Source organism: Kitasatospora sp. NPDC058184, assembly GCF_042883725.1.
Lineage (GTDB): Bacteria > Actinomycetota > Actinomycetes > Streptomycetales > Streptomycetaceae > Kitasatospora.
On record NZ_JBHVVE010000002.1, the window covers coordinates 561,548 to 583,525 of the forward strand.

Below are 21,978 nucleotides of genomic sequence, written 5' to 3' on the forward strand. Positions count from 1 at the left end.
GCTCCAACCTAGGGACGACGGGCTCCGCGAACCATGCAGGCCACCGGCGGAACGGCGGTGGGGTTATCCCCCCACCGCTTCGGCGGGAATCCCCAGGTAGGCGGCGCGCAGGACGGCGAGCGCCGGGTGCGCGGGGTCGAAGGCGGTGCCGTCCACGGCCGCCAGCGGGCGCACCCCGACCCCCGCGTTCACCGCGAAGGCGGCGGTGAAGCGGTCCAGCCCGTCGGCGGGCAGCGGCGCGCGGGACTGCGGGCCCCGGTACGCGCCGGACAGCAGCGCCTCCGTCACCCCGGGCAGGCTCGGGCCCTGCGGCCAGACCAGCCGCTCCCCGGCCAGGAAGCCGACGTTCCAGGTCGCCCCCTCGACCACCAGGCCGTCCTCGCCGACCAGCAGCACGTCGTCGTAGCCCGCCAGTTGGGCCTGCCGACGGTGGTGCACCAGGCCGAACAGGCCGACGTGCTTCACCTCCGGCAGCTCCCGCCGGTACGCCGCGGTGCGGACCCGCAGCGGGGCGGGCTCGGCCGCCGCGGCCGGGCGGGTGGTCACCAGCAGGGCGGGCGCGGCCGGGGCGGCGGGGCGCTCCAGGCCGAGCGCCGGGTCGTACACGGTGACCCGGACGATCACCGGCGCGCCGTCGGCGGGCAGCACCGCGCCGATCCGCTCCCGCACCGCCGCCCGGTCCAGCTCGGCGCCGAACAGCACCCGGCAGTCCCGGACCAGCCGGTCCAGGTGCAGGGCCAGACCGCGCACCCGGCCCGCCTCGGCGCGCAGGGTGGTGAAGTGCCCGTAGTTGAGCAGCCCCAGCGCGGCCAGCCGCGCCGGGTCGGCGGGGGCGCCGTCGATCTCGATCTCAGCCATCCCCCGAGTCTGCCAGCTGCGGGGACCCGGGCCGCGGCGCGGAGCCCGGCAGCGCGGACCGCGGGGGCACTGACTGCGGCGGGACGGACTCCGGCAACGCGCGCTCCGGCGGCGGCACCGGGCGGTACGGGCTCACCACCCGCCGGCCCGCCGCCCGGGCCACCCGCTCGAACTCCTCTATCCGGTACGCCAGGCCCTCCGGCTCCCCGGCGTCCGACCAGCGCCACGCCTCCGCCCACCACTGCGGGCCGCGCACCAGCGGCCGGCCGGCCAGCGCCAGGTACAGGGCCAGCGTGGAGCGGGCGTACTCGTGCACCCAGCCGTCGCAGCCCCGGTAGTCCGCCGTCTCGTCCAGCCGCAGCCAGCGGCCCTCCTGCCCGGCGGCCAGTATCGGCACCCAGCCCCGCAGCCGGTCGGCGACCAGCAGGAGCAGCCGGCCGTCCTCCTCCCGCACCCGGTGCAGGGGGAGTTGGGGCATCCGGGCGAAGGACAGCGAGTGCTTCCAGCCCACCACCCACAGGCCCCGGCGCAGGTAGTAGCGGACCGCCGGCTGCCAGGTCCAGTGCGCCTCCAACCGGAACCCCGGCAGGCCCTCGGCGGTGGCCGCCGCGTACACCTCGTCCAGCGCGGCGGCGGCCAGGCCCCGCCCGCGCGCGGCCGGGGTCACGTAGAGGGAGGAGACGGCGAGCTGGCTCGGGCCCTTGGTCCAGTTGTCCACGGCGACGGTGCCCACCACGGCGCCGTCGTCGTCCTGGATCCAGTAGCGCCGCCGGTACAGCTCACCGCCCGGCCACTCCCGCCCGCTCTCCCCCAGCCGCTCCCGCCAGGCGCGCTCCGCCGGCGGCGCCAGCCCGTCCGGGTCCACCAGCTCGCCCAGCCCGCCCTCCACCAGGGACGCCAAGTCCCAGAGCGCGAACCGCCGTTCGTCCCCCGGCCCGGCCGCCCGAAGCCGCGGCCCCGCCGCCAGCCGGTCCTGCGCCCGCTCCACCGCCGCATCCCACGACCTCACCACAGGGCGAGGATAGCGGCGCGGCGGGGACGATCAGTAATCCGGCCGCCACCGAATGTCAGTGCGGGGAGCGGGAGGTGGCGCCGACCCCGCCCCGCCGCCGGACCGGCCCCGAGGACGGCGCCCGCCGCCGACGGCCGTCGGGGCGGGGTAGGGGAAACCCGACCACGAGACTCGACCTGGCCGTGATGACCCCGCCGAGCTGCGGCGATGCAATGAAGCGGTGACGAAACGGGCGTGGTGGTGGTGCGGCGGGTGGCTGGTCGCGGCGGGGTGGGCGGGGGCGTTCCCGGTGGTGTCCGGGCTCGGGCCGCACCGGAGTTGGGGGGCCTGGGCGGCCTGCGGGTACCTGCTGGCGGCGCTCGCCGTGGTGCTGGTGCGGCGGCGCGGACGTGAGGTCTCGGTGGCGGTCGCGGCCCTCGGGGCGGTGCTGGTGCCGCTGCTCCTGCTGGTCCTGGACGGGCGGGGGCAGAGCGAGGTCGGGGTGATCGAGCGCTCCGGGTCGCTGCTGCTGCACACCGGCACGCCGTACCTGGCCGAGCCGCTGACCGTCGAGGAGTACACCCCGTACCTTCCCGGGATGGCCCTGCTGGGGCTGCCCCGGGCGCTGCTGGACGGCACCCCGCTGGGCGGCTCGCCGCTGGGCGACGCCCGGCTGTGGTGCGCGGCGGTGTTCCTGGTCTGCGTGCTGCGGACGGTGCCCGCCGGGCGCCGGCTCGGCGCCGCCGCGCTCACCGCCTCGCCGGTGGTCGCGCTGCCGCTCTGCGTCAGCGGGGTGGACCTGCCGCTCACCGGCCTCTGCTGGCTCGCCCTGGTTCGCGCCGCCGAACGACGGCCGGTGGCGGCCGGGTTGGCGCTGGCCGCCGCCTGCGCGCTGAAGTGGACGGCCTGGCCGGCGCTGGCCGTGGTGGCGGCCCTGCTGGCGGCCACCGCCGGACGGCGCGCGGCGCTGCGCGGAACGGCGGTCGCGGTGGGGGCGGCGGCACTGGCGGTGCTACCGGTGGCGCTGCGCGCGCCGGGGCCGCTGGTGGAGCAGGTGTTCGCCTTCCCCACCGGGCGCGGCGGCCTGCCGACACCGGCCGCGAGCCCGCTGCCCGGGCGGCTGCTGGCCGACCTCGGCCCGGTCGGCTGGTGCGCCGCCGTCGGCCTGCTGCTGCTCGCCGGGCTCGCCGTCGGGGCGTCCCTGGCCGTCCGGCCGCCCCGCACCGCGCCCGCCGCGGTACACCGGCTGGCGCTCGGACTGACCACGGCCTTCCTGCTGGCGCCCGCCGGACGGTTCGGCTACCTCGCGCTGCCGCTCGTCCTGGTCCTGCTCTCCCTCTCGTCCGCCGTCTCGCCCTCCCTCCCGTCCTCCGTTCCGCTCTCCCTCCCGTCCTCCGTTCCGCTCTCCCTCTCGTCCTCCGTCTCGCCCTCCCTCTCGTCCTCCGTCTCGCCCTCCCTCCCGTCCTCCGTTCCGCTCCCCGTTCCGAAAGGCCTGCCATGGGCACCACCCTCGTCGTCACCAACGACTTCCCGCCGCGCCAGGGCGGCATCGAAACCTTCGTCAAGGCCATGGCCGACCGCGTCCCCGGTCACGACGTCGTGGTCTACACCTCGGCCGAACCGGGTGCGGAGCAGCACGACGCCGCTCTCCCCTACCCGGTGATCCGCGACCGCGCCCGCACCCTGCTGCCGACCCCGCGGGCCACCCGCCGGGCCGCCGAGATAGCCCGGGCGCACGGCTGCGACCGGGTCTGGTTCGGCGCCGCCGCGCCGCTCGCCGCGATGACGCCCGGCCTGCGGCGGCTGGCGCCCGGCATCCGCCGCACCGTCGCCACCACCCACGGCCACGAGATCTGGTGGGCCCGCACCCCGGGCGCCCGCGGCCTGCTGCGCCGGATCGGCCGCGGCACGGACGCGGTCACCTACCTCGGCGCCTACACCCGCGCCCGGATCGCGCCCGCGCTCGGACCGGACGCCCGGCTGGCGCGCCTGGTGCCGGGGGTCGACCCGGCGGTCTTCCGGCCGGCCTCCGAGGACTCCGTCGGGGAGGCGTCCGCCGCCCCGGTGGTGCTCTGCGTGGCGCGGCTGGTCCCGCGCAAGGGCCAGGACGTGCTGATCCGCGCGCTGCCCGCGATCCGCCGGGCCGTGCCCGGGACGACCCTGGTGCTGGTCGGCCGGGGCCCGGACGAGGACCGGCTGCGGGGCCTCGCCCTCCGCCTCGCCGAGCCGGGCAGCGTGGTGTTCACCGGCGGCCTCGACCACGCCGCGACGGCCGGCCACTACGCGGAGGCGGACGTCTTCGCGATGCCGTGCCGCACCCGTCGGCTGGGCCTGGAGGCCGAGGGCCTCGGCATCGTCTTCCTGGAGGCGGCCGCGGCCGGCCTCCCGGTGGTGGTCGGCCGCTCCGGCGGCGCCCCGGACACCGTCCTGGACGGCGTCACCGGCGCGGTCGTCGACGGCCGCGCGCCCGCCGAGGTGGCCGCCGCCCTGACCCGGATCCTGCTCGCCCCGCCCGCCGAGCGCGCCCGGATGGGGGCGGCGGGGCGGCGCTGGGCGGAGGAGCACTGGACCTGGGAGGCCTCGGCGCGGCGGCTCACCGAGCTGCTCGACCCCGCCGTGCCCCTGCCGGACCCGGCCGACCCGGCCACCGCGGTCAATCCCGCCACCGCGGTCGATCCGGCCGCCGCGGTCACTCCGGCTGCCCCCGCAGGTGCCTGACCAGCCGGGCGATCGCGGGCGCCCCGCCGTTGGCGCCGACCGCCGTCACCCAGTTCCGCGCCTGGCCCGGCAGGTCCTCCCGGCTCGGGCAGGAGAAGCTGAACAGCCAGACGTGGGCGGACAGATCGCGCTCCGGAAGTGCTCGCCACTCCTCGCCCCCGGCGGCCGTCAGCACGTCCTGGCAGGCCGCCAGCGCCTGGTCCCCGTCCCCGGCCCACTCCTGCCGCAGCCACAGCAGGAAGTTGGTCTGGGCCGTCGTGGTGTCGTCCCTGGTCGCCTCGCCCTTGAGCATCCGGTTGACGATCGCGCTCTGCGGTTCCCGTGTCCTCGCCATGCCGCCATCGTTCCGGCACCGCGGCCGCCCTGACAAGGGCGTCACTCAAAAGCCTTACAGCGCCAGCCCGTTCACTCACCGCGCAGGTGGGCCAGCACCGCGAGAACCCGCCGGTTGCCCTCCGTCGGGTCCAGGTCCAGCTTCATGAAGATGTTCCCGCAGTGCTTCACCACCGAGGCCTCGGTGATGCTCAACCGGCCTGCCACGGCCTGGTTGTTGAGGCCCTCGGCCATCAGCGCGAGCACCTCGCGCTCGCGCGGGGTGAGCCGGGCCAGCGGGCGGTCGGCGGACCGGCCGCGCAGCAGCACCCGGACCACCTCGGGGTCGATCAGCGTCTCCCCGTCGGCGACCCGCCGCAGCGCGTCCAGGAAGTCCGCGACGTCGCCGACCCGGTCCTTCAACAGGTAGCCCAGACCGGCCGGTTGGGCGCCGGCGGCGGCGAGCAGCCGGGTCGCGTACGGGGTGGCCACGTACTGGGAGAGGACCAGGACGGGCAGGCCCGGGTGGCGCTCGCGCAGGGCGAGGGCGGCGCGCAGGCCCTCGTCGGTGTGGTCGGGGGGCATCCGGACGTCGGTGACCACGATGTCCGGCCGCTCGGCGTCGACGGCCGCGGCCAGCGCCTCCGCGTCGCCGACGGCGGCGGTCACCCGGTGGCCGCCGAGGGTGAGGAGTTCGACCAGTCCGGCGCGCAGCAGCACCGCGTCCTCGGCGATCACGACCCGGAGCACGGGACCTCCAGCCGCAGCGTCGTCGGGCCGCCCGTCGGGCTCGTCACCATCAACCGTCCTCTCAGCAGTGCCACCCGGTCGGCGAGTCCCGCCAGCCCGGCCCCGGCGGCCGGGTCCGCCCCGCCCCGGCCGTCGTCGGTCACCTGGACGACCAGCCGGCCGCCCGCGAGCCGCCCGTGGACGGTGATCGCGGTGGCGCCGCTGTGCTTGGCGGCGTTGGTGAGCGCCTCGGTGACGGTGAAGTAGGCGGTGGTCTCCACCGGGGCGGGCAGCCGCTCCGGGAGCTCGATGTCGGTGGCCACCGGGATCGGGTGGCGCTGCGCGACCTCGTCGACGGCGGCGGCGAGCCCGTGGTCGGTGAGCACCTGCGGGTGGATGCCGCGCACCAGCCCGCGCAGCTGCTCCAGCGCCTGCCGGGCCTCGCCGCGCGCCCGGGTGACGAGCTCCGCCGCCCGGCCGTCCCGGTCGCGCAGCTCGTACTCGGCGAGCCCGAGGGTCATGCTGAGCGCGACCAGCTGCTGCTGCGCGCCGTCGTGCAGGTCCCGCTCGATCCGGCGCCGCTCGGCCTCGAAGGCGTCGGCCAACCGGGCCCGGGAGCGGGTGAGTTCGAGCACCTGGTGGCCGAGGTCGTCCTCCCGGGGTCCGAGCAGGAAGCGGGCCAGCGCGACCTCGGCCCGGACCAGCAGCGCTCCGGCGTACGCGCAGAGCAGCAGACCGGCCAGTCCGGCGGCGGTGAACGGCAGGGCGGCGAACGGCCCGGCGACGGCGCGCCCGGGGACGAGCATCACGGTCTCCGGGGCGAGCGCCCAGACCACCAGCGGGGAGACCGTGAACGCGCCGGAGATCACCAGCAGCGCGGTGAAGCCCAGCGAGGCGGCGGCCAGCACGGTCGAGGTGAGCCCGGCGTGGGCGAGTTCGCGCCAGGTGGCCCGCTCGCGCAGCCGGGTGCGGACACGGGCCCGGCGGCCGGCCCCGGGCAGACTGCGGTGCGGGTCGGGCGGCGGGACCGGCTCGACCAGCCGCAGCCGCCACCGGGCCACACCGGCGGCGGGGATGCCCGCGAGCGCCAGGGCGAGCAGCACCGGCAGTCCGACGCCGACCACCGACAGGCCCGCACCGACCACCAGCAGCACCGCGAGGACCACCAGCAGCACCGGCCCGAACAGCGCCCCGCCGAGCAGGTACGCCCAGCAGCGCGGCACCCAGCGGGTGAACGGGAAGCGCAGCGGGTGCGCCCGCAGCGCCTCGCGTACGGACGTCGGCCGCCGCTCCCCGTCCGTCACCGACCCCTCGTTCACCCGGTCCACCCTAACCGACCGGCTGACGGTCCTTCGGGGCTCGGGCGCGGGCCGCGCGCGGCCTGGTCAGCGCGACGGCGGCGACCACCAGCGCGCCGCCGGCCAGGGCGTTCCAGCCGACCGGCTCGGCGAGGAAGGCCGCGCCGAGCGCGGTGGACCACAGCGGCGTCACGTACGTCACGGCCGAGGCGACCGTCGTCCCGGCGCCGCGGACCAGCGCCAGGTTGAGCAGGTACGCCACGCCCGTACCGAGCGCGCCGAGCACCAGCAGCGCGCCGGCCGCGGCGGCGCCCGGCCAGCGCGGAAGGCCCGCGGCGAACGGCGCCACCAGGGCCAACTCGAGGGTGGCGCAGGTGATCTGGAGCGTGGAGAGGGTGGTCACCGACTCCGGGCGGCCGGACAGGAAGCGGCGCAGGTAGGCGAAGCCCGCGCCGTAGCAGCAGGCGGCGGCCAGGCAGGCCAGCGCACCGGCGGTCGCACCGGCGCCCAGGCCGCGCCAGACCCCGAGCACGGTGAGCACACCGACGAAGCCGAGTCCGAGACCGGCCAGCCGGCGGGCGCCCGGGCGGCGCTCCTCGGGGACGGTCAGCACCGCGAACAGCAGGGTGAACAGCGGGGTGGTCGCGTTCATCACCCCGGCGAGCACCGAGCTGACCCTGGTCTCCCCGAAGGAGAAGAGGGTGAACGGCACGCTGTTGAGCAGCACCGCGACCACCGCCGAGTGCCCCCACAGCACCCGGTCGCGCGGGGCCCGCTCGCCGCGCAGCAGCAGCACCGCCCACAGCGTGGTGGCGCCGAGCAGGCAGCGCCACAGCGCCACCCACAGCGGCGGCACGCCCGCCTCGACCGCCACCTTGATCAGGGCGAAGCTCGCGCCCCAGATCGCCGACAGTGCCACGAAGCCCGGCAACCAGCGCCTCACCCCGACCACCTCCGTCCTCCCGTCGCGTCTTCTGGACAGAGCGTGGCCCGGCGCCGCAGCATGAGTCCAACAAGTGGCAGTGCACTCGTGATGAGGAAGTCTCATGACCCCGGACGTCAACCTGGCCCAGCTCAGGGCACTGGTCGCGGTCGCCGACACCGGCGGCTTCAGCGCGGCCGCCGACGAGCTCGGCATCAGCCAGTCCGCGGTCTCGCACGCCGTCGCCGCGCTGGAGCGCAGCCTCGGCGCGCCCGTGCTGTGGCGCGGCAGCCCGTGCCGGCCCACCCCGCTGGGCGAGCAGGTCCTGCCGCACGCCCGGACCGCCGTCGCCTCGGCCGCCGCCGTCCGCGCGATCGCCACCCGGCACTCCGGCGGCCCGACCGGCACCGTACGGCTGGCGGCGCCGACCACCGTCTGCCAGGCGCTGCTGCCCGGGCTGCTCAAGGACTGGCGGGCGGCCTACCCGCAGGTGACCGTCCGGGTCTTCGAGGGCGAGGACGACGAGCTGGCGGCCTGGCTGGAGGCGGGCACGGTGGACGCCGCCGTCCTGGTGGACGCCGGGCCGCTGCCACCCGGGGCGGTCTCGCTCGGCGCCGACTCGATGCACGCGCTGCTCCGCCGCGACCACCCGCTCGCCGGCCAACCGACCGTCCACGTGGCCGAGTTGGAGGACGACGACTTCCTGCTCTCGGAGGGCGGCTGCGAGCGCCACATCCGCGAGGCCTACCGGCGGGCCGGCACCCGCTTCACGCCCCGGCACCGGATCCGCGACCTGAACAGCCTGATCGGCATGGTGCACGCGGGCGTCGGGGTCTCGGTGATGCCCGCGCTGGCGCTGACCATGCTCCCGGCCGACTGCGTGCTGGTCCCGATCCGGCCCGCCGTCCACCGGACGCTGTCGCTGACCGGGCCGACCGGCCGCCCGTGGTCCCCGGCGGTCGGCTCGCTGCTGGCGGGGATGGCGCCGGGAGTGGCGGCCGGGGCGGCGGCCGGAGTTCCGTCCCGGTGAGCCGACTCCAGGGCCCGTCGGCCGACCGGTGCGCCTTGACCTCTTTGGGGTTGACCGCCCTTCCCTGACAGGTCTATACCAGTGAGGACCTTCGGCAACCACCCGCCGCCGACGGCCCGTTCAGCCGCCACGCCACCCCCGCACCCGGCGTGAGCAGGCCCGCCTCCCCCACTGCCGTGTCCTGGAAAGGCTTCCGATGGAGCGCGCTCTTCCCCCACAGCACACCGCACGTCCCCCCTTCAGGCGCCGCGCCGCGCTCGCCGTGGCCGCCGCGCTCGGCCTGGTCGCCGGCGGCGTCGCCGCCCTGGCCGGCACCGGCTCCGCCGCCGCGGACACCACCGGCACCGGGGCCGCCGGGGCCGCCGGAGGGCTCGGCAGCAACTGGTACGCCTCGGCGCCGTACCTGATGCCCGAGGACAACAGCCCGCCGGACGCCGCCGCCGTCATGGACGCCACCGGCCAGAAGGCCTTCCAGCTGGCGTTCATCCTGGCCCAGGGCAGCAGCTGTTCGCCCGCCTGGGGCGGCACCTCCCCGATCGACACCGACACCACCATGCCGAGCGTCATCCAGACCGTCCGCGGCAAGGGCGGGGACGTCTCGGTGTCGGTCGGCGGGTACGGCGGCACCAAGCTGGGCCAGGTCTGCGGCACCCCCGAGGCGACCGCCGCCGGGTACCAGAAGGTGATCACCAAGTACGGCCTCAAGGCGATCGACTTCGACCTGGAGGAGCCGGAGTACGAGAACACCTCGGCCATCCACAACGAGATCGGCGCGGCGCGGATCCTCCAGCAGAACAACCCCGGCCTGTACGTCTCGATCACCACCGCCGGCACCAACGCGGGCACCGGCTGGTTCGGCACCCAGATGCTCAACGAGGCCAAGTCGCAGGGCTTCACGCCCGACAACTACTCGATCATGCCGTTCGACGGCGGCTTCAGCGGCGCCGCGGCGCAGACCGACGCGCTGGTGAAGTTCAACCAGATCCTGCAGACCACCTTCGGCTGGAACGAGGCCACCGCCTACGCCCACGAGGGCGTGTCGATGATGAACGGCCGCACCGACGCCGCCGAGTACTTCCACCAGTCCGACTTCCAGACCGTGCTGGACTTCGCCACCGCGCACGGCCTGGCCCGGTACACCTACTGGTCGGTCAACCGGGACCGCCAGTGCGCGGGCAACGTCGACCCGGGGCTGTCCGGCTCCTGCTCCAGCGTGGTGCAGAACGACTGGGACTTCACCAGGTTCACGGTGAAGTTCGCCGGGGCGACCCCGCCCACCACGCCGCCCACCACCCCGCCGACGACTCCCCCGACCACGCCGCCCACCACCCCGGGCAGCTGCGCCGCCCCGGCGTGGAGCGCGAGCACCACGTACAACGGCGGCGCCAAGGTCTCGTACAACGGGCACGCCTACCACGCCAAGTGGTGGACGCTGAACGAGGTGCCGAGCGCCAGTGGCCAGTGGGGCGTCTGGGCCGACGACGGGCCCTGCTGACGGTCGCACCGGCGACCACCGGCGGAGGGCGGGCGCCATGAACGCCCGCCCCCCGCCGGTCAGTTCGCGAACCGCTCCCGCAGCTCCGCCAGCACCTCCGCCGCCTCCGGCAGCCCGGCCGCCTCGCAGCGCGCGATGCCGGCGGCCAGCCGGGCCACCGCCGCGTCGGTGCGCCCCAGGTCACTGCCCTCGATCAGCGCGGCCAGCCGGACGGCCTCCGCCCGCGGGGACTCGGCCCGCACCCCGCCCGCCTCGTACTCCGCGATGGCCCGTTCGACCTCGGCCAGCGCCTCCTCGTGCCGCCCGGCGACGGCCAGCGAACGCGCCCGCTCGTAGTGCGAACCGCCGCGCAGGTACCAGGAGTTGTACTCCTCGCCGGACCGCTCGGCCGCCTCGCCGACCGCGTCCGCCTCGGCCAGCAGGGCGAGCGCGGCTTCCAGCCCCTCCTCGCCCTTCTCCCGCGTCGTCAGCCGGGCCAGCTCCCGCAGGGTGGCGGCCAGCTGGTCCACCTGCGGGGCCTTCCCGTGCGCCTCCCGGGCGCGGGCCAGCGCCGCCTCGGCGGCGTCCCAGCGCTCGGCCCGGGCGAGCGCCAGGGTGGCCTCGCAGGCGACCATGGTGTGGGTCTCCTGGTCCTCCCACCCGGCCACCAGGTCGGCGAGCCGCAGGTACTCCTCGGCGGCGTCCCGGTGCTCCTCCAGGTCGGACAGGCCCCGGGCGAGGTCCAGCCGGCCCTGGGCGAGCATCCGGACGTCCAGCCGCGCCGCCGACGCGTCCAGCAGCACCGACTCCAGGACGGCCACCGCGTCCGCCGCCCGGCCGGTGTCACGCAGCACGTCGGCCAGTTGCAGGCGCACCCGGGCGGCCTCCTCGACCGCCTCGGCACCCTTGCGGTCGTAGCGCGCGGCCGCCTCCGACAGCGCGCGGACCGCGCCGCCGAGGTCGCCCACCTGGAGGCAGGAGTGGCCGAGCATCATGTACGTCGGCGCGTACGGGTAGGAGTCGTCGCCCCAGCGCACGGCCTCGGCCAGCGCCCGGTGGAAGACCTCGACCGCCTGGCCCGGCTCGTGGCCCTGCAGCAGCACCTGGCCCAGCAGGCCGAGCACCCGCGGGGTGTGCCAGGGCAGCTCGGCCGCGTCCAACTGGGCCAGCACCTCGCGCAGTTCGGCCTCCGCCTCGGCCAGCCGGCCCTGCCGGGCGGCGATGTCGGCGGTGTACTGCCGGGAGGTGGCGGCCCGCCGCTCGGAGCCCAGCTCCACGGCGGCCCGCCGGTAGCCGCCGACCGCCGCCTCGAAGCGCCCGGTCACCTCGGCGGCGGGCTCGGGCAGCACCTCGGAGAGGTCGTGGTGGGCGGCGTAGGCGCGGGTCTGCAGCACGATCAGGTAGTCGTCGTCGGCCAGTTCGCCGCCGGCGCGCAGCTCCTCGGCCCGGGCCAGCGCCGCGTCGAGCGCCGCCCAGTCGGCCCGCCGGCCGCCGCGCCCGGCGCCCTCGCCGTCCGCAGCGCCCTCGGCCTCGGCGCCCTCGTCGCTCTCGTCGCCCTCGTCGCCCTCGTCGAGGTCCGCGATCAGCGTCCGGGCCCGGCACATCAGCGCCGACCCGGCCAGCCCCGCCTGCTCGAACAGCTCGGCGGCGGCCAGCAGCCCGGCCTTGCCCTCCTCGCACGCGTCCCGCTGGAGCGCCTCGTGGGCCCGCTGCTCGGCGAGTTCGGCGCGCAGCCGCTCGGGGCCGCCCAGCTCGGCGCTCTCCGGGTGGACGAAGTCCGCGGCCTCCGCACGCTCGGCGACCCGCTTCCACAGCCGGTCGGCGTCCGGGTGGCCGAGCACCTCCAGCTCGCGGGCCCGCAGCACCAGGGCGGTGAAATCCTCCGGCTCCGCCTCGACCGCCCGGCGCGGCGCGGGCGCGGCCGCCGGGGCGGCCGACAGCCCGGAAGCCGCGGCGGCCCGCACGCCCAGTGCCAGCGGTTCGGCGAGCAGCGGCTCCACGGCCAGCCGGGCGCGCCGCCCGGCGCCGACCGCGTCGGTGCCGTTGCGGGCGTCGAAGCGGCCGGCCAGCGCGTCGCCCTCGGCGCGCAGGTGGGCGAGCAGGGAGTCCACCGTCCAGGCGGTGCCGGCCGGGCCGCTGACCGCCAGCTCGCCGTGGCCGGCCCGGGCGAGCTGGGCGACCAGCACCTCGGCACCGGTCAGGAAGTCCAGCCGGGCGGCCGGGTCGCCGGTGACCGCGAACAGGGCGCGGTTCTCGGCGAGCAGCTCCAGGCCGCGCGGCTCGTTGCCGGACAGCGCGCAGAACTCGATGTGCAGGCCGACGGCGTTCAGCATCGAGGCCTTGCCGCGGGCGTGGCGGTAGCCGGCGAGGTGGCCCGAGCGGGCCTCGTCCGACCGGCCCTGGCGCAGCTGCGCGAGCAGCGCCGTGGCCTGGCTGAGGTGGGGCTCCTGCTCGCAGCCGCTCCGGCCGTCCAGCACCGGGGCGAGCGCCTCCAGGGCCCGGGCGTCGTCCCCGGCGGCGAGGTGGTGCCGGGCGCGGGCGCGGGTCTCGCAGGCGTGGCAGTCGCTCAGCTCGGCGCGCGGGCGGGCCGCCCACAGCTCGTAGGCGTCCTGCACGTCGATGCCGGTGTGCGCGGCCAGGTGGTAGCGCTGGGCGTAGTACGGCTGGAGGTCCTGGCCGGCCGCGCGGTAGCGGTCGCGCAGCTCGGTGTGCCAGCGCCGCACCGCCGCGAGCGGGACGTCCGGGTTGTCCTTGAGCGTGTCGGCGACCCACTTGAAGCGCCAGAGCACCTGCTGCCGGGCCCACTCGCCGAAGCCGTCCGGGTCGGTGTCCCAGAGTCTGAGGACGCGGGCGAAGACGACCGGGCCCTTGCCGCGCTCGCCGTCGTACTCGTAGGCCTCCATCAGTTCCAGCAGGGCCATCGAGAGGACGCCGGTGTCGTCGAACTGCTCAGCGGCGTCGGCGAGTTCCTCGGCGGTGACGGTCCTGGTCCGGCCGTACGGGCGGGCGTCGTTCTCGCGCAGCGCGGCCATCACCGCGTCGGGGGTGTCCAGCATCACGCCGCCCCGCCCGCCTCGTTCGACCCGTTCGCCCCGTTCGCCCCGCCGGCCTCGTGGCCGAGCATGGCGTGGTCGAGCAGGCTGATGAACGAGCGGTTGAGCAGCGCGGACTCGCTGGCCTTGAGCGGGCGGCGGGTCATCAGCACGGCCTGCCCGTACAGCGCCTCGACGGCGGTGACGGCCAGCTCGCGGCTGGTGACGGTGGCGGCGCGGCGCACCAGCGGGTTGAGGTGGTTGAGCACCAGCTGGGCGCGGGGCGCCTCGGCGCGCAGCGAGCCGAGGATGTCCGCCCACAACCCGTCCGCCTCGTCGGCGAGTTGGGCCCGGGTGCGCTCGTGCCGGGCCTCCCGGTTGTCGAGCAGCAGGGCGGGCGCGTTGGTGGGGTGGAAGCTGCGCAGCGCGACGTCGCAGTCGAACCGGCCGACCACCTCGCGGGCGATCGCCAGGAAGGCGTTGGCGGCCAGCTCGGCGGCCGGGTCGACGGTGTCCAGGTGCGCGGTGACGGTGCCCGGGTCGAGGTCGGAGACGGAGACGCCGGGGCGGATCTCGGGCAGCCGGTGCACCAGGTCGTGGTCGTAGGTGTAGCCGCCGTTGACCACGCCGAGCCCGGCCGCGCCGGCGATCGGGGCGACCTGGCGGAACTCCTCGACCGTCCTGGTCACCAGCACCGCCGGGTGGCTGCGGGCGAACTCGTCCAGGGTGACGTTGCCGTCGGTGGTCTCGAACGGCAGCCACGGCAGCATCATCCGCAGCAACTCGTCGTCGTAGCGCGCGAGTTCCTTGACGGCCAGGTGGTGGACGGACAGGAAGCGGTGCAGCAGCGCCGGGTCGCTCGCGGACAGGCCGGTCAGCCAGTCGCGGATCCGGGCGCCGAGCGCGTCCCGCACGGCGGCCAGCGTCTCGTCGGCGTACAGGCCCTCGCGGGAGGCGGTGGGGCGCAGCCCGTCGGTGTCGACCACGCAGCGGACGAAGAACGCCCAGTCCGGCAGCAGTTCGTCGGCCTGGTCGGAGAGCAGCATGCCCTTGAGGTGCACCCGGTGGCCGTTGCGGCGCGAGGGCGGGGCGGCGTCCGGCAGGACGTACGCGACGCCGCGCAGGCCGACCAGCGGCAGGTCCAGCTCGATGGTGTCGAGCGGGGTGAAGTCGAAGGCGGCGCGGCAGTACTCGGCGAGCGCGTCGCGCCTGGCCAGCGGGGAGGCGTGGCGCTCGGCCCACGGCGGGGTGCGGTTGACCCGGTGCTCGGTTCCGTTGCCGTCGACCACGGTGACGTCGTGGCGCAGCAGGCTGCCGAAGTCCCGGGCGAGGGCGAGGACCCGGCCGGCGCGGGTCCATTCGGCGGCGTCGGCGCGCGGGACCAGCGTGACGGTGGTGCCCGGCTCGGGCTTGGCCGAGGCGGGCAGGGTGCGGATGGTGTAGCTGCCGTCGGAGCTGCCGCGCCACTCGATCGCCGGGGCGTCCGGGGTGGCGGCGGAGCGGGTGACCACGGTGATCTCGTCGGCGACCACGAAGCAGGCGAGCAGGCCGATGCCGAACTGGCCGATGAAGTCGCCGCGGGCCCGGGCCAGCCCGGCGCCGTCGAGCCGGCCGTCGGCGTCGCGCTTGGAGCTGCGGCCGATGGTGGCGAGGAAGGTGTGGACGTCCTGCTCGGTCAGGCCGATGCCGGTGTCGGTGACGGACAGCTCGTCGTCGGCCCGGACGGTGATCCTGGCCGGCGCCCCGGGGTCGAGGGCGCGGCGGGCGGAGATCGCGTCCACGGCGTTCTGCAGCAGCTCGCGCAGGTAGACCCGCGGGCTGGAGTAGAGGTGGTGGGAGAGCAGGTCCACCAGGCCGCGCAGGTCCACCTGGAAGGTGTGCGCACTCGTCGGGTTGTCGGTAGGGGACACCGGAGGCTCTTTCGATCGCGGGGTGGATGACGGTGGTGGGATGCGGGTCGGCGGCGGCGCCCGTACGACTCGGCGCCGGGTGCGCGTCAGCGCCAGTACGAGGTGCAGCGGTCGCGGTGGGCGCGGAAGGCCTTGACCGGATCGCCCGACAGGTAGTGCCAGGGCGCCTTGGTCACGAGGCCGTCCAGCGCCTCGAACAGCAGGCGCGCGGTCTTGGGCTGGTCGGCGAGGGAGAAGGCCATCGCGAAGGTGTTGAAGGAGCCCTGCCAGCCGCGCGCCGGCTCGAAGGCCGGGTGCAGGACGGACCGGAAGGCCGCCTCCTGCAGCCCGGCCACCACGGCCGGACTGGTCAGGTAGGCGCGGTCCTCGCCGTCCGGGAGGGCCAGCCAGTGCTCCAGGTGCGCGACCGCGACCAGCTCGCCGAGGTGGCTGCCCTCCGGGGCGGCGAGCATCGTCGAGCGGGCGAACGCGTGCATCTCCTCGTGCGAACCGCCCCACTTGGCGCTCAGCTGCTGAAGCCTGACCCAGTGCGAGGCGGAGCTCCCCGGCGCCCGGCGCACCGCGGCCTCGAAGCGGCAGGTGGCGACCTCCGGGCCGAGCGAGGCCCCGAGGGCGCTGGTCTGCAGGAACCGCCAGGGGGCGTGCCAGGACGGCTCGCGCTCGGCGACCTCCAGCAGCTGCTCCTCGGCGGTGTCCAGCCGCTCGTGGAACGCCTTCCAGCGCTCCTCGGTGACGTCCTTGGCCCGGGCGCCCGTCCGGGCCTCCCAGCCCCAGGCGATCTGCCGGGCGCCGGACAGCAACAGCAGCAGCGTGTCGTCCGGGGCGTCGGCCAGCGCGCGGGACGTCCACTGCTCGACCCGGGGCACGTCGGATATCGCCCCGACGAGGAAGGTCAGCTCCTCGCCCTCGGCGGCGGCCAGCGCGGGGCGCAGCGCGGCCCAGTCCCCGGCGGAGGCCTGCCGGAGCATCAGGCGCAGCGACTCGTCCCCGTACGCCGGGTCGAGCCGCGGCTCGCCGCCACCGGCCGGCGCGGGCGCTCCGGCTCCCCGGCGGCCGAAGCCGAACCCGAACCCGCGCCGCTCGGCCCGGTCCTCCGCGCCCTCCCCGCCGGAGCGGCGTCGGAACAGCGGCATGTCTGGCCCCCTCGAACGTCATCGGTATCTTTCGCACGACCGCACAGCGGCCACGGGAAAAGTACATATCACGGTCGACTGACATCCGTTTGCCCAGCCCAGCGCCCTGCCCGCCCGGCGAGGGGGTTCCGTCAGGCCGCGCCGAGCCCGGCGTCCGGCGTCTTCCCGGCCTGCGCCTGCTCGATCCGGTTCACCAGCATCACCGCGAACCTCCGCGTCGCGGGCACGTCCACCGGACCGCCCTCGCTGGTGACGCTCGCCACCACGGTGCCCGACCGCACCACGATGCCGACGCCCTCGCCCTCGGCCAGCGGCCCCTGGAAGGCCTGGCTCTCGCTGCCCAGCGCCGGGGTGTCGACCTTCTTGAACGGCCCGGCGGAGTACGAGGCGTAGTTCTCCTTCAGCCGCTGCGCCGCCGCGTCCCGGCTGGGCAGGGTGTCCACCAGGAAGCGGACGACCACGTCGCCCGAGGAGAACCGGACCGACCCGCTCAGCGGCTTGCCCGCGCAGGAGGCCGCGGCGGCACCGGCACAGGTGACCTGGTGGTCGGCGGTGTCGACCTTCCGCTTCTCCTCCTCCCACCCGGTCATCGCCTTGGCGTCCGGCAGCACCTGGCCGACCACCTTGTCGTCCAGCAGCGCCGCCTCCAGGTCCGCGTGCGGGGCCTCGGCAGCGGCCGGGGCCGGTGCGGAGGCCGGCGCCGAAGCCGCCCCGGGGGCGTCGGCGGCCGCCGGCGCGGACGCGGACGCCCCCGCCGTACCCGCTGACGCCCCCGCCGCTCCCGTCGCGGCCGGACTCGACGCGGCCGGAGCCGCGGGCGAGCCCGCGGCCGCCCCGCCCGCGCCCTTCGAAGACCCCCCGGAGGAGCACCCCGTCAGCACTCCCGTCAGCACCCCGGCCGCCGCCACCGCGGCGAGCACCCGCCGACCACCCATCCCGATCACCCTCCCCAGTCCTGTCAGTGATCCCTCAAGATAGCGACCGCCCCGCCCGCGAACGCCGACGGGGCGGCGACCTGTCGGTCACCGCCCCGCCGTACTGCTCCGTCGTCCTGCCCTACCGGTGGTCGTCCTGCCCTACCGGTGGATCAGACCGCCGGAACCGGGTAGGTCGGGTACTCGACGCCCGAGATGTACTGGACGACCCGGATCACCTGGCACGAGTAGCCGAACTCGTTGTCGTACCACAGGTAGAGGATCGCGTTGTCGCCCTCGACCTTGGTCGCGCCGGCGTCCACGATCGAGGCGTGGCGCGAGCCGATGAAGTCGCTGGAGACGGCGTCGGGCGAGTCGGTGAAGTCGATCTGGCGCTTCAGCGGCGAGGTCAGCGAGACGTTCCGCAGGTACTCCAGGACGTCCTCGCGGTTGGTCTCCCGCTTCAGCTGGAGGTTGAGGATCGCGATGGAGACGTCCGGCACCGGGACGCGGATCGAGCTGCCGGTGATCTTCGCCTGGAGGTCCGGCAGGGCCTTGGCGACGGCCGAGGCGGCACCGGTCTCGGTGATCACCATGTTCAGCGGCGCCGAGCGGCCGCGGCGGTCGGCCTTGTGGTAGTTGTCCAGCAGGTTCTGGTCGTTGGTGAACGAGTGGACGGTCTCCACGTGGCCGCGGACCACGCCGTACTCGTCCTCCATCGCCTTCAGCGGCGGGACGATGGCGTTGGTGGTGCAGGAGGCGCAGGACAGGATCTGCTCGTCCGGCTTGATCGTGTCGTGGTTCACGCCGTGCACGATGTTCGGGACGTCGCCCTTGCCCGGCGCGGTCAGCACGACCTTGGCGATACCGGGGCGCAGGTGCTTCGACAGGCCCTCGCGGTCGCGCCAGCGGCCGGTGTTGTCGATCAGGATCGCGTCCTTGATCCCGTACTCCGTGTAGTCGACCGTGGTCGGGTCGTCGGAGTAGATCACCGTGATCTCGTTGCCGTTGGCGATGATCTTGTTGTTCGCCTCGTCGACGGTGATCGTGCCCTGGAACTGGCCGTGGATGGAGTCACGGCGCAGCAGCGAGGCGCGCTTGACCAGGTCGTCGCCGCCGCTGTTGCGCACGACGATCGCCTTCAGCCGCAGGCCGTTGCCCGAGGCCTTCTCGACCAGCAGCCGGGCGACCAGCCGGCCGATGCGGCCGAACCCGTACAGCACGACGTCCTGCCCGGACCGGCGCTCCAGCTTGTTCTCACCGGTGGCGCCGACGACGGCCTGGGCGGTGAACTCCGCCACCGACAGGCCGCGGTCGTCCGCCTTGTACGTCGCGGCGAGCATGCCGAGGTCGATCTGCGAGGGGCCGAGGTCCAGGGCGGTCAGGGCCTCGAGGAACGGCATCGTCTCGGTGACCGAGAGCTCCTCGCCGGCTATCTGCCGGGCGAAGCGGTGCGTCTTGAGGATGCTGACCACCGACTTGTTCACCAGGGACCGGCTGTGGAGCAGAACGGTGACGTCCCGCTCCCGGTGCAGCCGCCCGATGATCGGGATCATCGACTCCGCGATCTCCTCGCGGTTCTTCCAGTCCGTGAACACGTCGTCGTTGACAGTCACAAGTCCATCTTTCGAGCTGAGGGTGTTGCCCACATGGTAGCTTCGCCCGCCCGCGCCCCGACCGCCGGTCCCTCCCCCACCCTCCCCACCCGAGCCCCCGACCTGCGCTTTCCCCCCACCCCCACCCCCGAAGGTGATCACCGCCACCCTCGATCCGACCACCCGTCGGGCGGCCCGGCGTGGGTGATCATCCGGGCCAGTACAGTGAAACGCACGGCCCGGGCGGACGGGCACGGGCACGAGGGGGCCGGGGTGGCGACGCTGGGCATGCACCGGGACTTCCTGATGGAGTTCGCGGCGCTGGAGAAGCCGGTGCAGCGGCGGGTCTTCGAGACCTTCGAGAAGTTCACCGAGGCCACCCACACCGGCGTGCACCTGGAGAAGCTCACCAACCAGCGGGACCCCCGGATCCGGACCATCCGGATCACCGACTTCTGGCGGGGGGTCGTCCTCAAGGCCGACCGGGGCGACGGCTACCTCCTGCTGAAGGTCCTTCCGCACGACAAGGCCAACGACTGGGCGGTCAAGCACCGGGCCTCGGTCAACGCCGCCACCCAGGGCGTCGAGATCCGCAACGACGTCGCGCTGGAACGGGCCTCCCGGTCGCTGAAGGCGCTGGCCGCCGACGAACCCCGCAGGCTCTTCGCCGACCGCTCCGACAAGGTCCTGCGCAGCCTGGGCGTCGACGAGGAGATCCTGCCGATCATCCGGCTGCTCCCCGACGAGGCGCACCTGGAGGCGCTCCACCGCGTGCTGCCGGAGCAGCAGTTCGACGTCCTGGTCGGCCTCGCGAGCGGGATGGAGCCGGCCGAGATCGATCGTGAGATCGTCCGGGCGTACGCCCGGGCGGCCGCGCCCACGAGCGTCGACCAGCCCGCCGACGGGCTGGTCTCGGCGATGGCCCGGGCGCGCGGCCGGGTCGCCCTGGTGTCCGGGCCCGACGAACTGCTGGAGATCCTGGAACGCCCCTTCGACGCCTGGCGGATCTTCCTGCACCCGGCCCAGTACCGGGTCGCCTACCGGGAGTCGTACAGCGGGCCGGCCCGGGTGACCGGCGGCCCCGGCACCGGGAAGACGGTGGTGGCCCTGCACCGGGCCTACCACCTGGCCCGCCAGTTGCCGGCGGAGGCGCCTGACGGATCGATTCTGCTGACCACCTCCTCCGAGGACCTCGCCGCGGAGCTGGAGCGCTGCCTCGCCCTGCTCGTGACGGACGGACGGATCCGGGCGAAGGTCCGGGTGGTCACCGTCGACGCGCTGGCCGCCGAGGTCCTGCGGCGCTCCCCCGGCGCCGCCCCGTCGAAGGTCCTCTTCCAGCAGCACCCGATCCTGGCCCGCTGGGGACGGGTCGCCCGCCGGCTCGGCGTCGGGTTCACCGACCTGTTCCTCGACCAGGAGTGGCGGCAGGTCGTACTGGCCCAGTCGATCGGGAGCCGGGAGCAGTACCTGAAGGCACCGCGGACCGGACGGGGCAAGGCCCTCGGGGCACCGGAGCGGACCGAACTGTGGCGCGCGGTGGCCGCGTTCGAGGAGGAGCTGCGCAAGGCCGGGGAGTTGACGTACCTCCAGGTCTGCGCGCGGGCCGCGCGGATGCTCGACGACCAGGGCGACCGCCCGTTCCGGCACGTGGTGATCGACGAGGCGCAGGACCTGCACCCCGTCCAATGGCGGTTCCTGCGCGCGCTCGTGGCCACCGGCCCGGACGACCTGTTCCTCTCCGGCGATCCGCACCAGCGGATCTACGGGAACAAGGTCTCGCTGCGCTCGCTCGGCATCCAGGTGGTCGGCCGCTCCTTCCGACTCCGGATCAACTACCGGACGACACAGGAGATCCTCACCTGGTCCGCGTCCCTGCTCACCGGCGAACGCCCGGACGACATGGACGGCGGGGAGGACTCGCTGGCCGGCTACCACTCGACCCTGCACGGCGCCCACCCCGACGTGTCCGGCCATCCCGACCGGGCCGAGGAGTTCCGGGCCCTCGTCGCCCGCGTCGAGGAGTGGACCGCCTCGGGCGTGAGCCCGGAGGACATCGGCGTCGCCGTACGGACCGGACGGCTCGGCCGCGAGGCCGCCCACGCCCTGGGGCAGGCCGGGATCGCGACCCACGTGCTCGGCGACGCGCCGTCCCCCGGCATACGGGTCGGCACCATGCACCGGATGAAGGGCCTGGAGTACCGCTGCGTCGCCGTGGTCGGCGTCAGCGACGGCACGGTGCCCCTGCGCAGCGCGATCACCCCGGCGGACACCGACCCGCTGCAGCACCAGGAGGACCTCACCGGCGAGCTGAGCCTGCTCTTCGTGGCGTGCACCCGCGCCCGCGAAGCCCTCAGCGTGTCCTGGCACGGCACACCCAGCGTCTTCCTCGAACCGATCGCCCCGGCCCGGCTGCTCACCCGCTGACCCACGGCCCCGCGGGGCCCGCTCCGGGTGGTCGACCGGCCCGGAAGTTGCCCGGGGGTGCGGGTGGTGGGGTAATGGGAAACGGCCGGTGTTCGAGTGTGTGACGAGCAGCCCCGGGAGCTTGGGATGAGCGGTGGGCCGGAACCGATCAGTGCCGAGGGTCTGCGTGCGGTGCGGGAGGAATTGGCGCAGCTGCGGGTGGAGCGGGGGGAGGTGGCCGCGACGCTGCGCGGGGTGGATCCGGTGGGGGACCGGGCGGACGCGGCGGACGAGTTGCAGCGGGCGTCGGAGGTGGCGCGGCTGGACCGGCGGATCGTCGAGCTGGAGGCGCGGTTGCGGGAGGCCGAGGTGGCCGGGGAGCCGTCCGCGCGGGTGGTCGGGGTGGGGTCGACGGTGAACGTGCGGTTCGACGACGGCACGGAGGAGACCGTCGAGATCTCGGAGATCGCGGAGGAGCGGGACCTCACCCTGGTGACCTTCGACAGCCCGCTCGGGAAGGCGCTGCTCGGGCGGCACGCCGGGGAGACGGTGAACTACGACACCCCGGCCGGCGCGGCCAGCGCGGTGGTGCTGTCGGTGGGCGCCGACGCGGGCCCGCAGTCGGGCTGAGGCGGCACGGGGCGGCACAGCGCGGCACA

General features: G+C 75.4%; 17 protein-coding genes. 6 read left to right on the forward strand and 11 right to left on the reverse strand.

What is annotated here, in order from left to right:
- Positions 1-63: 63 nt before the first annotated feature.
- Together ACFVXH_RS05700 and ACFVXH_RS05705 are read right to left on the reverse strand one after the other, a co-directional pair.
- Entirely contained in the window at positions 64-858 is a 795-nt protein-coding gene (locus ACFVXH_RS05700; RefSeq protein ID WP_380777353.1) for an aminotransferase class IV, read from the reverse strand.
- Entirely contained in the window at positions 851-1,867 is a 1,017-nt protein-coding gene (locus ACFVXH_RS05705; RefSeq protein ID WP_387820418.1) for a GNAT family N-acetyltransferase, read from the reverse strand. The genes ACFVXH_RS05700 and ACFVXH_RS05705 overlap by 8 nt, the downstream gene beginning before the upstream one ends.
- 223 nt (positions 1,868-2,090) lie before the next feature.
- Here ACFVXH_RS05705 and ACFVXH_RS05710 point away from each other — a divergent pair, with 223 nt between their 5' ends.
- Both ACFVXH_RS05710 and ACFVXH_RS05715 read left to right on the forward strand, forming a co-directional pair.
- The gene (locus ACFVXH_RS05710; protein ID WP_387820420.1) at positions 2,091-3,512 is read left to right on the forward strand and encodes a glycosyltransferase 87 family protein; all 1,422 of its coding nucleotides are present in this window, start codon (positions 2,091-2,093) and stop codon (positions 3,510-3,512) included.
- The gene (locus ACFVXH_RS05715; protein WP_387820604.1) at positions 3,419-4,567 is read left to right on the forward strand and encodes a glycosyltransferase family 4 protein; all 1,149 of its coding nucleotides are present in this window, start codon (positions 3,419-3,421) and stop codon (positions 4,565-4,567) included. Before ACFVXH_RS05710 ends, ACFVXH_RS05715 begins: the two co-directional genes overlap by 94 nt.
- On the opposite strand, the gene ACFVXH_RS05720 is transcribed toward ACFVXH_RS05715, so the two are convergent.
- The 4 genes from ACFVXH_RS05720 to ACFVXH_RS05735 all read right to left on the reverse strand — a co-directional run bounded on the left by ACFVXH_RS05720 (position 4,539) and on the right by ACFVXH_RS05735 (position 7,849).
- Positions 4,539-4,901: a hypothetical protein gene (locus ACFVXH_RS05720; protein WP_049660617.1), complete on the reverse strand. Its 363-nt coding sequence runs from the start codon at positions 4,899-4,901 to the stop codon at positions 4,539-4,541. The genes ACFVXH_RS05715 and ACFVXH_RS05720 overlap by 29 nt on opposite strands.
- A 71-nt stretch (positions 4,902-4,972) precedes the next feature.
- Positions 4,973-5,629, reverse strand: a complete 657-nt coding sequence (locus tag ACFVXH_RS05725) for a response regulator transcription factor (RefSeq protein ID WP_049660614.1) — start codon at positions 5,627-5,629, stop codon at positions 4,973-4,975.
- A complete protein-coding gene (locus tag ACFVXH_RS05730) occupies positions 5,614-6,927 on the reverse strand; it encodes a sensor histidine kinase (protein ID WP_380777344.1) in 1,314 nt (437 codons plus the stop codon). The genes ACFVXH_RS05725 and ACFVXH_RS05730 overlap by 16 nt, the downstream gene beginning before the upstream one ends.
- Before the next feature lie 10 nt (positions 6,928-6,937).
- Positions 6,938-7,849, reverse strand: coding sequence for a DMT family transporter (locus ACFVXH_RS05735; RefSeq protein WP_387820423.1), 912 nt, complete (start codon positions 7,847-7,849; stop codon positions 6,938-6,940).
- A 103-nt stretch (positions 7,850-7,952) separates the two neighbouring features.
- Here ACFVXH_RS05735 and ACFVXH_RS05740 point away from each other — a divergent pair, with 103 nt between their 5' ends.
- The gene (locus tag ACFVXH_RS05740; RefSeq protein WP_380738131.1) at positions 7,953-8,858 is read left to right on the forward strand and encodes a LysR family transcriptional regulator; all 906 of its coding nucleotides are present in this window, start codon (positions 7,953-7,955) and stop codon (positions 8,856-8,858) included.
- Between the two features lie 196 nt (positions 8,859-9,054).
- Positions 9,055-10,353, forward strand: a complete 1,299-nt coding sequence (locus ACFVXH_RS05745; RefSeq protein ID WP_387820425.1) for a chitinase — start codon at positions 9,055-9,057, stop codon at positions 10,351-10,353.
- A gap of 59 nt (positions 10,354-10,412) precedes the next feature.
- Here the strand turns inward: ACFVXH_RS05745 and ACFVXH_RS05750 are convergent, their stop codons facing one another.
- The 5 genes from ACFVXH_RS05750 to ACFVXH_RS05770 form a co-directional block, all read right to left on the reverse strand.
- On the reverse strand, positions 10,413-13,388 hold the full coding sequence (locus ACFVXH_RS05750) for a hypothetical protein (RefSeq protein WP_387820427.1): 2,976 nt from the start codon (positions 13,386-13,388) through the stop codon (positions 10,413-10,415).
- On the reverse strand, positions 13,388-15,274 hold the full coding sequence (locus tag ACFVXH_RS05755) for an HSP90 family protein (protein WP_387820429.1): 1,887 nt from the start codon (positions 15,272-15,274) through the stop codon (positions 13,388-13,390). The genes ACFVXH_RS05750 and ACFVXH_RS05755 overlap by 1 nt, the downstream gene beginning before the upstream one ends.
- A gap of 86 nt (positions 15,275-15,360) precedes the next feature.
- Entirely contained in the window at positions 15,361-16,407 is a 1,047-nt protein-coding gene (locus tag ACFVXH_RS05760; RefSeq protein WP_387820431.1) for a hypothetical protein, read from the reverse strand.
- Positions 16,408-16,538: 131 nt separating this feature from the next.
- A complete protein-coding gene (locus ACFVXH_RS05765) occupies positions 16,539-17,342 on the reverse strand; it encodes a hypothetical protein (protein WP_387820433.1) in 804 nt (267 codons plus the stop codon).
- Positions 17,343-17,494: 152 nt separating this feature from the next.
- Positions 17,495-18,937 carry a glyceraldehyde-3-phosphate dehydrogenase gene (locus tag ACFVXH_RS05770; RefSeq protein WP_049660894.1) on the reverse strand — a complete coding sequence of 481 codons (1,443 nt, stop codon included), beginning with the start codon at positions 18,935-18,937 and terminating at the stop codon, positions 17,495-17,497.
- Between the two features lie 267 nt (positions 18,938-19,204).
- Between ACFVXH_RS05770 and ACFVXH_RS05775 the strand changes: the two genes are divergently transcribed.
- Positions 19,205-21,340, forward strand: coding sequence for a UvrD-helicase domain-containing protein (locus ACFVXH_RS05775; RefSeq protein ID WP_387820607.1), 2,136 nt, complete (start codon positions 19,205-19,207; stop codon positions 21,338-21,340).
- A gap of 126 nt (positions 21,341-21,466) precedes the next feature.
- Positions 21,467-21,949 carry a GreA/GreB family elongation factor gene (locus tag ACFVXH_RS05780; RefSeq protein WP_074004089.1) on the forward strand — a complete coding sequence of 161 codons (483 nt, stop codon included), beginning with the start codon at positions 21,467-21,469 and terminating at the stop codon, positions 21,947-21,949.
- Positions 21,950-21,978: the final 29 nt, after the last annotated feature.

Bases quoted from the DNA above. Each gene is read 5' to 3' on its own strand.
- ACFVXH_RS05700 (WP_380777353.1), bottom strand. From the start codon at position 858: ATGGCTGAGATCGAGATCGACGGCGCCCCCGCCGACCCGGCGCGGCTG.
- ACFVXH_RS05715 (WP_387820604.1), top strand. From the start codon at position 3,419: ATGGCCGACCGCGTCCCCGGTCACGACGTCGTGGTCTACACCTCGGCC.
- ACFVXH_RS05720 (WP_049660617.1), bottom strand. From the start codon at position 4,901: ATGGCGAGGACACGGGAACCGCAGAGCGCGATCGTCAACCGGATGCTC.
- ACFVXH_RS05740 (WP_380738131.1), top strand. From the start codon at position 7,953: ATGACCCCGGACGTCAACCTGGCCCAGCTCAGGGCACTGGTCGCGGTC.
- ACFVXH_RS05745 (WP_387820425.1), top strand. From the start codon at position 9,055: ATGGAGCGCGCTCTTCCCCCACAGCACACCGCACGTCCCCCCTTCAGG.
- ACFVXH_RS05750 (WP_387820427.1), bottom strand. From the start codon at position 13,388: ATGCTGGACACCCCCGACGCGGTGATGGCCGCGCTGCGCGAGAACGAC.
- ACFVXH_RS05760 (WP_387820431.1), bottom strand. From the start codon at position 16,407: ATGCCGCTGTTCCGACGCCGCTCCGGCGGGGAGGGCGCGGAGGACCGG.
- ACFVXH_RS05765 (WP_387820433.1), bottom strand. From the start codon at position 17,342: ATGGGTGGTCGGCGGGTGCTCGCCGCGGTGGCGGCGGCCGGGGTGCTG.
- ACFVXH_RS05775 (WP_387820607.1), top strand. From the start codon at position 19,205: ATGCACCGGGACTTCCTGATGGAGTTCGCGGCGCTGGAGAAGCCGGTG.
- ACFVXH_RS05780 (WP_074004089.1), top strand. From the start codon at position 21,467: ATGAGCGGTGGGCCGGAACCGATCAGTGCCGAGGGTCTGCGTGCGGTG.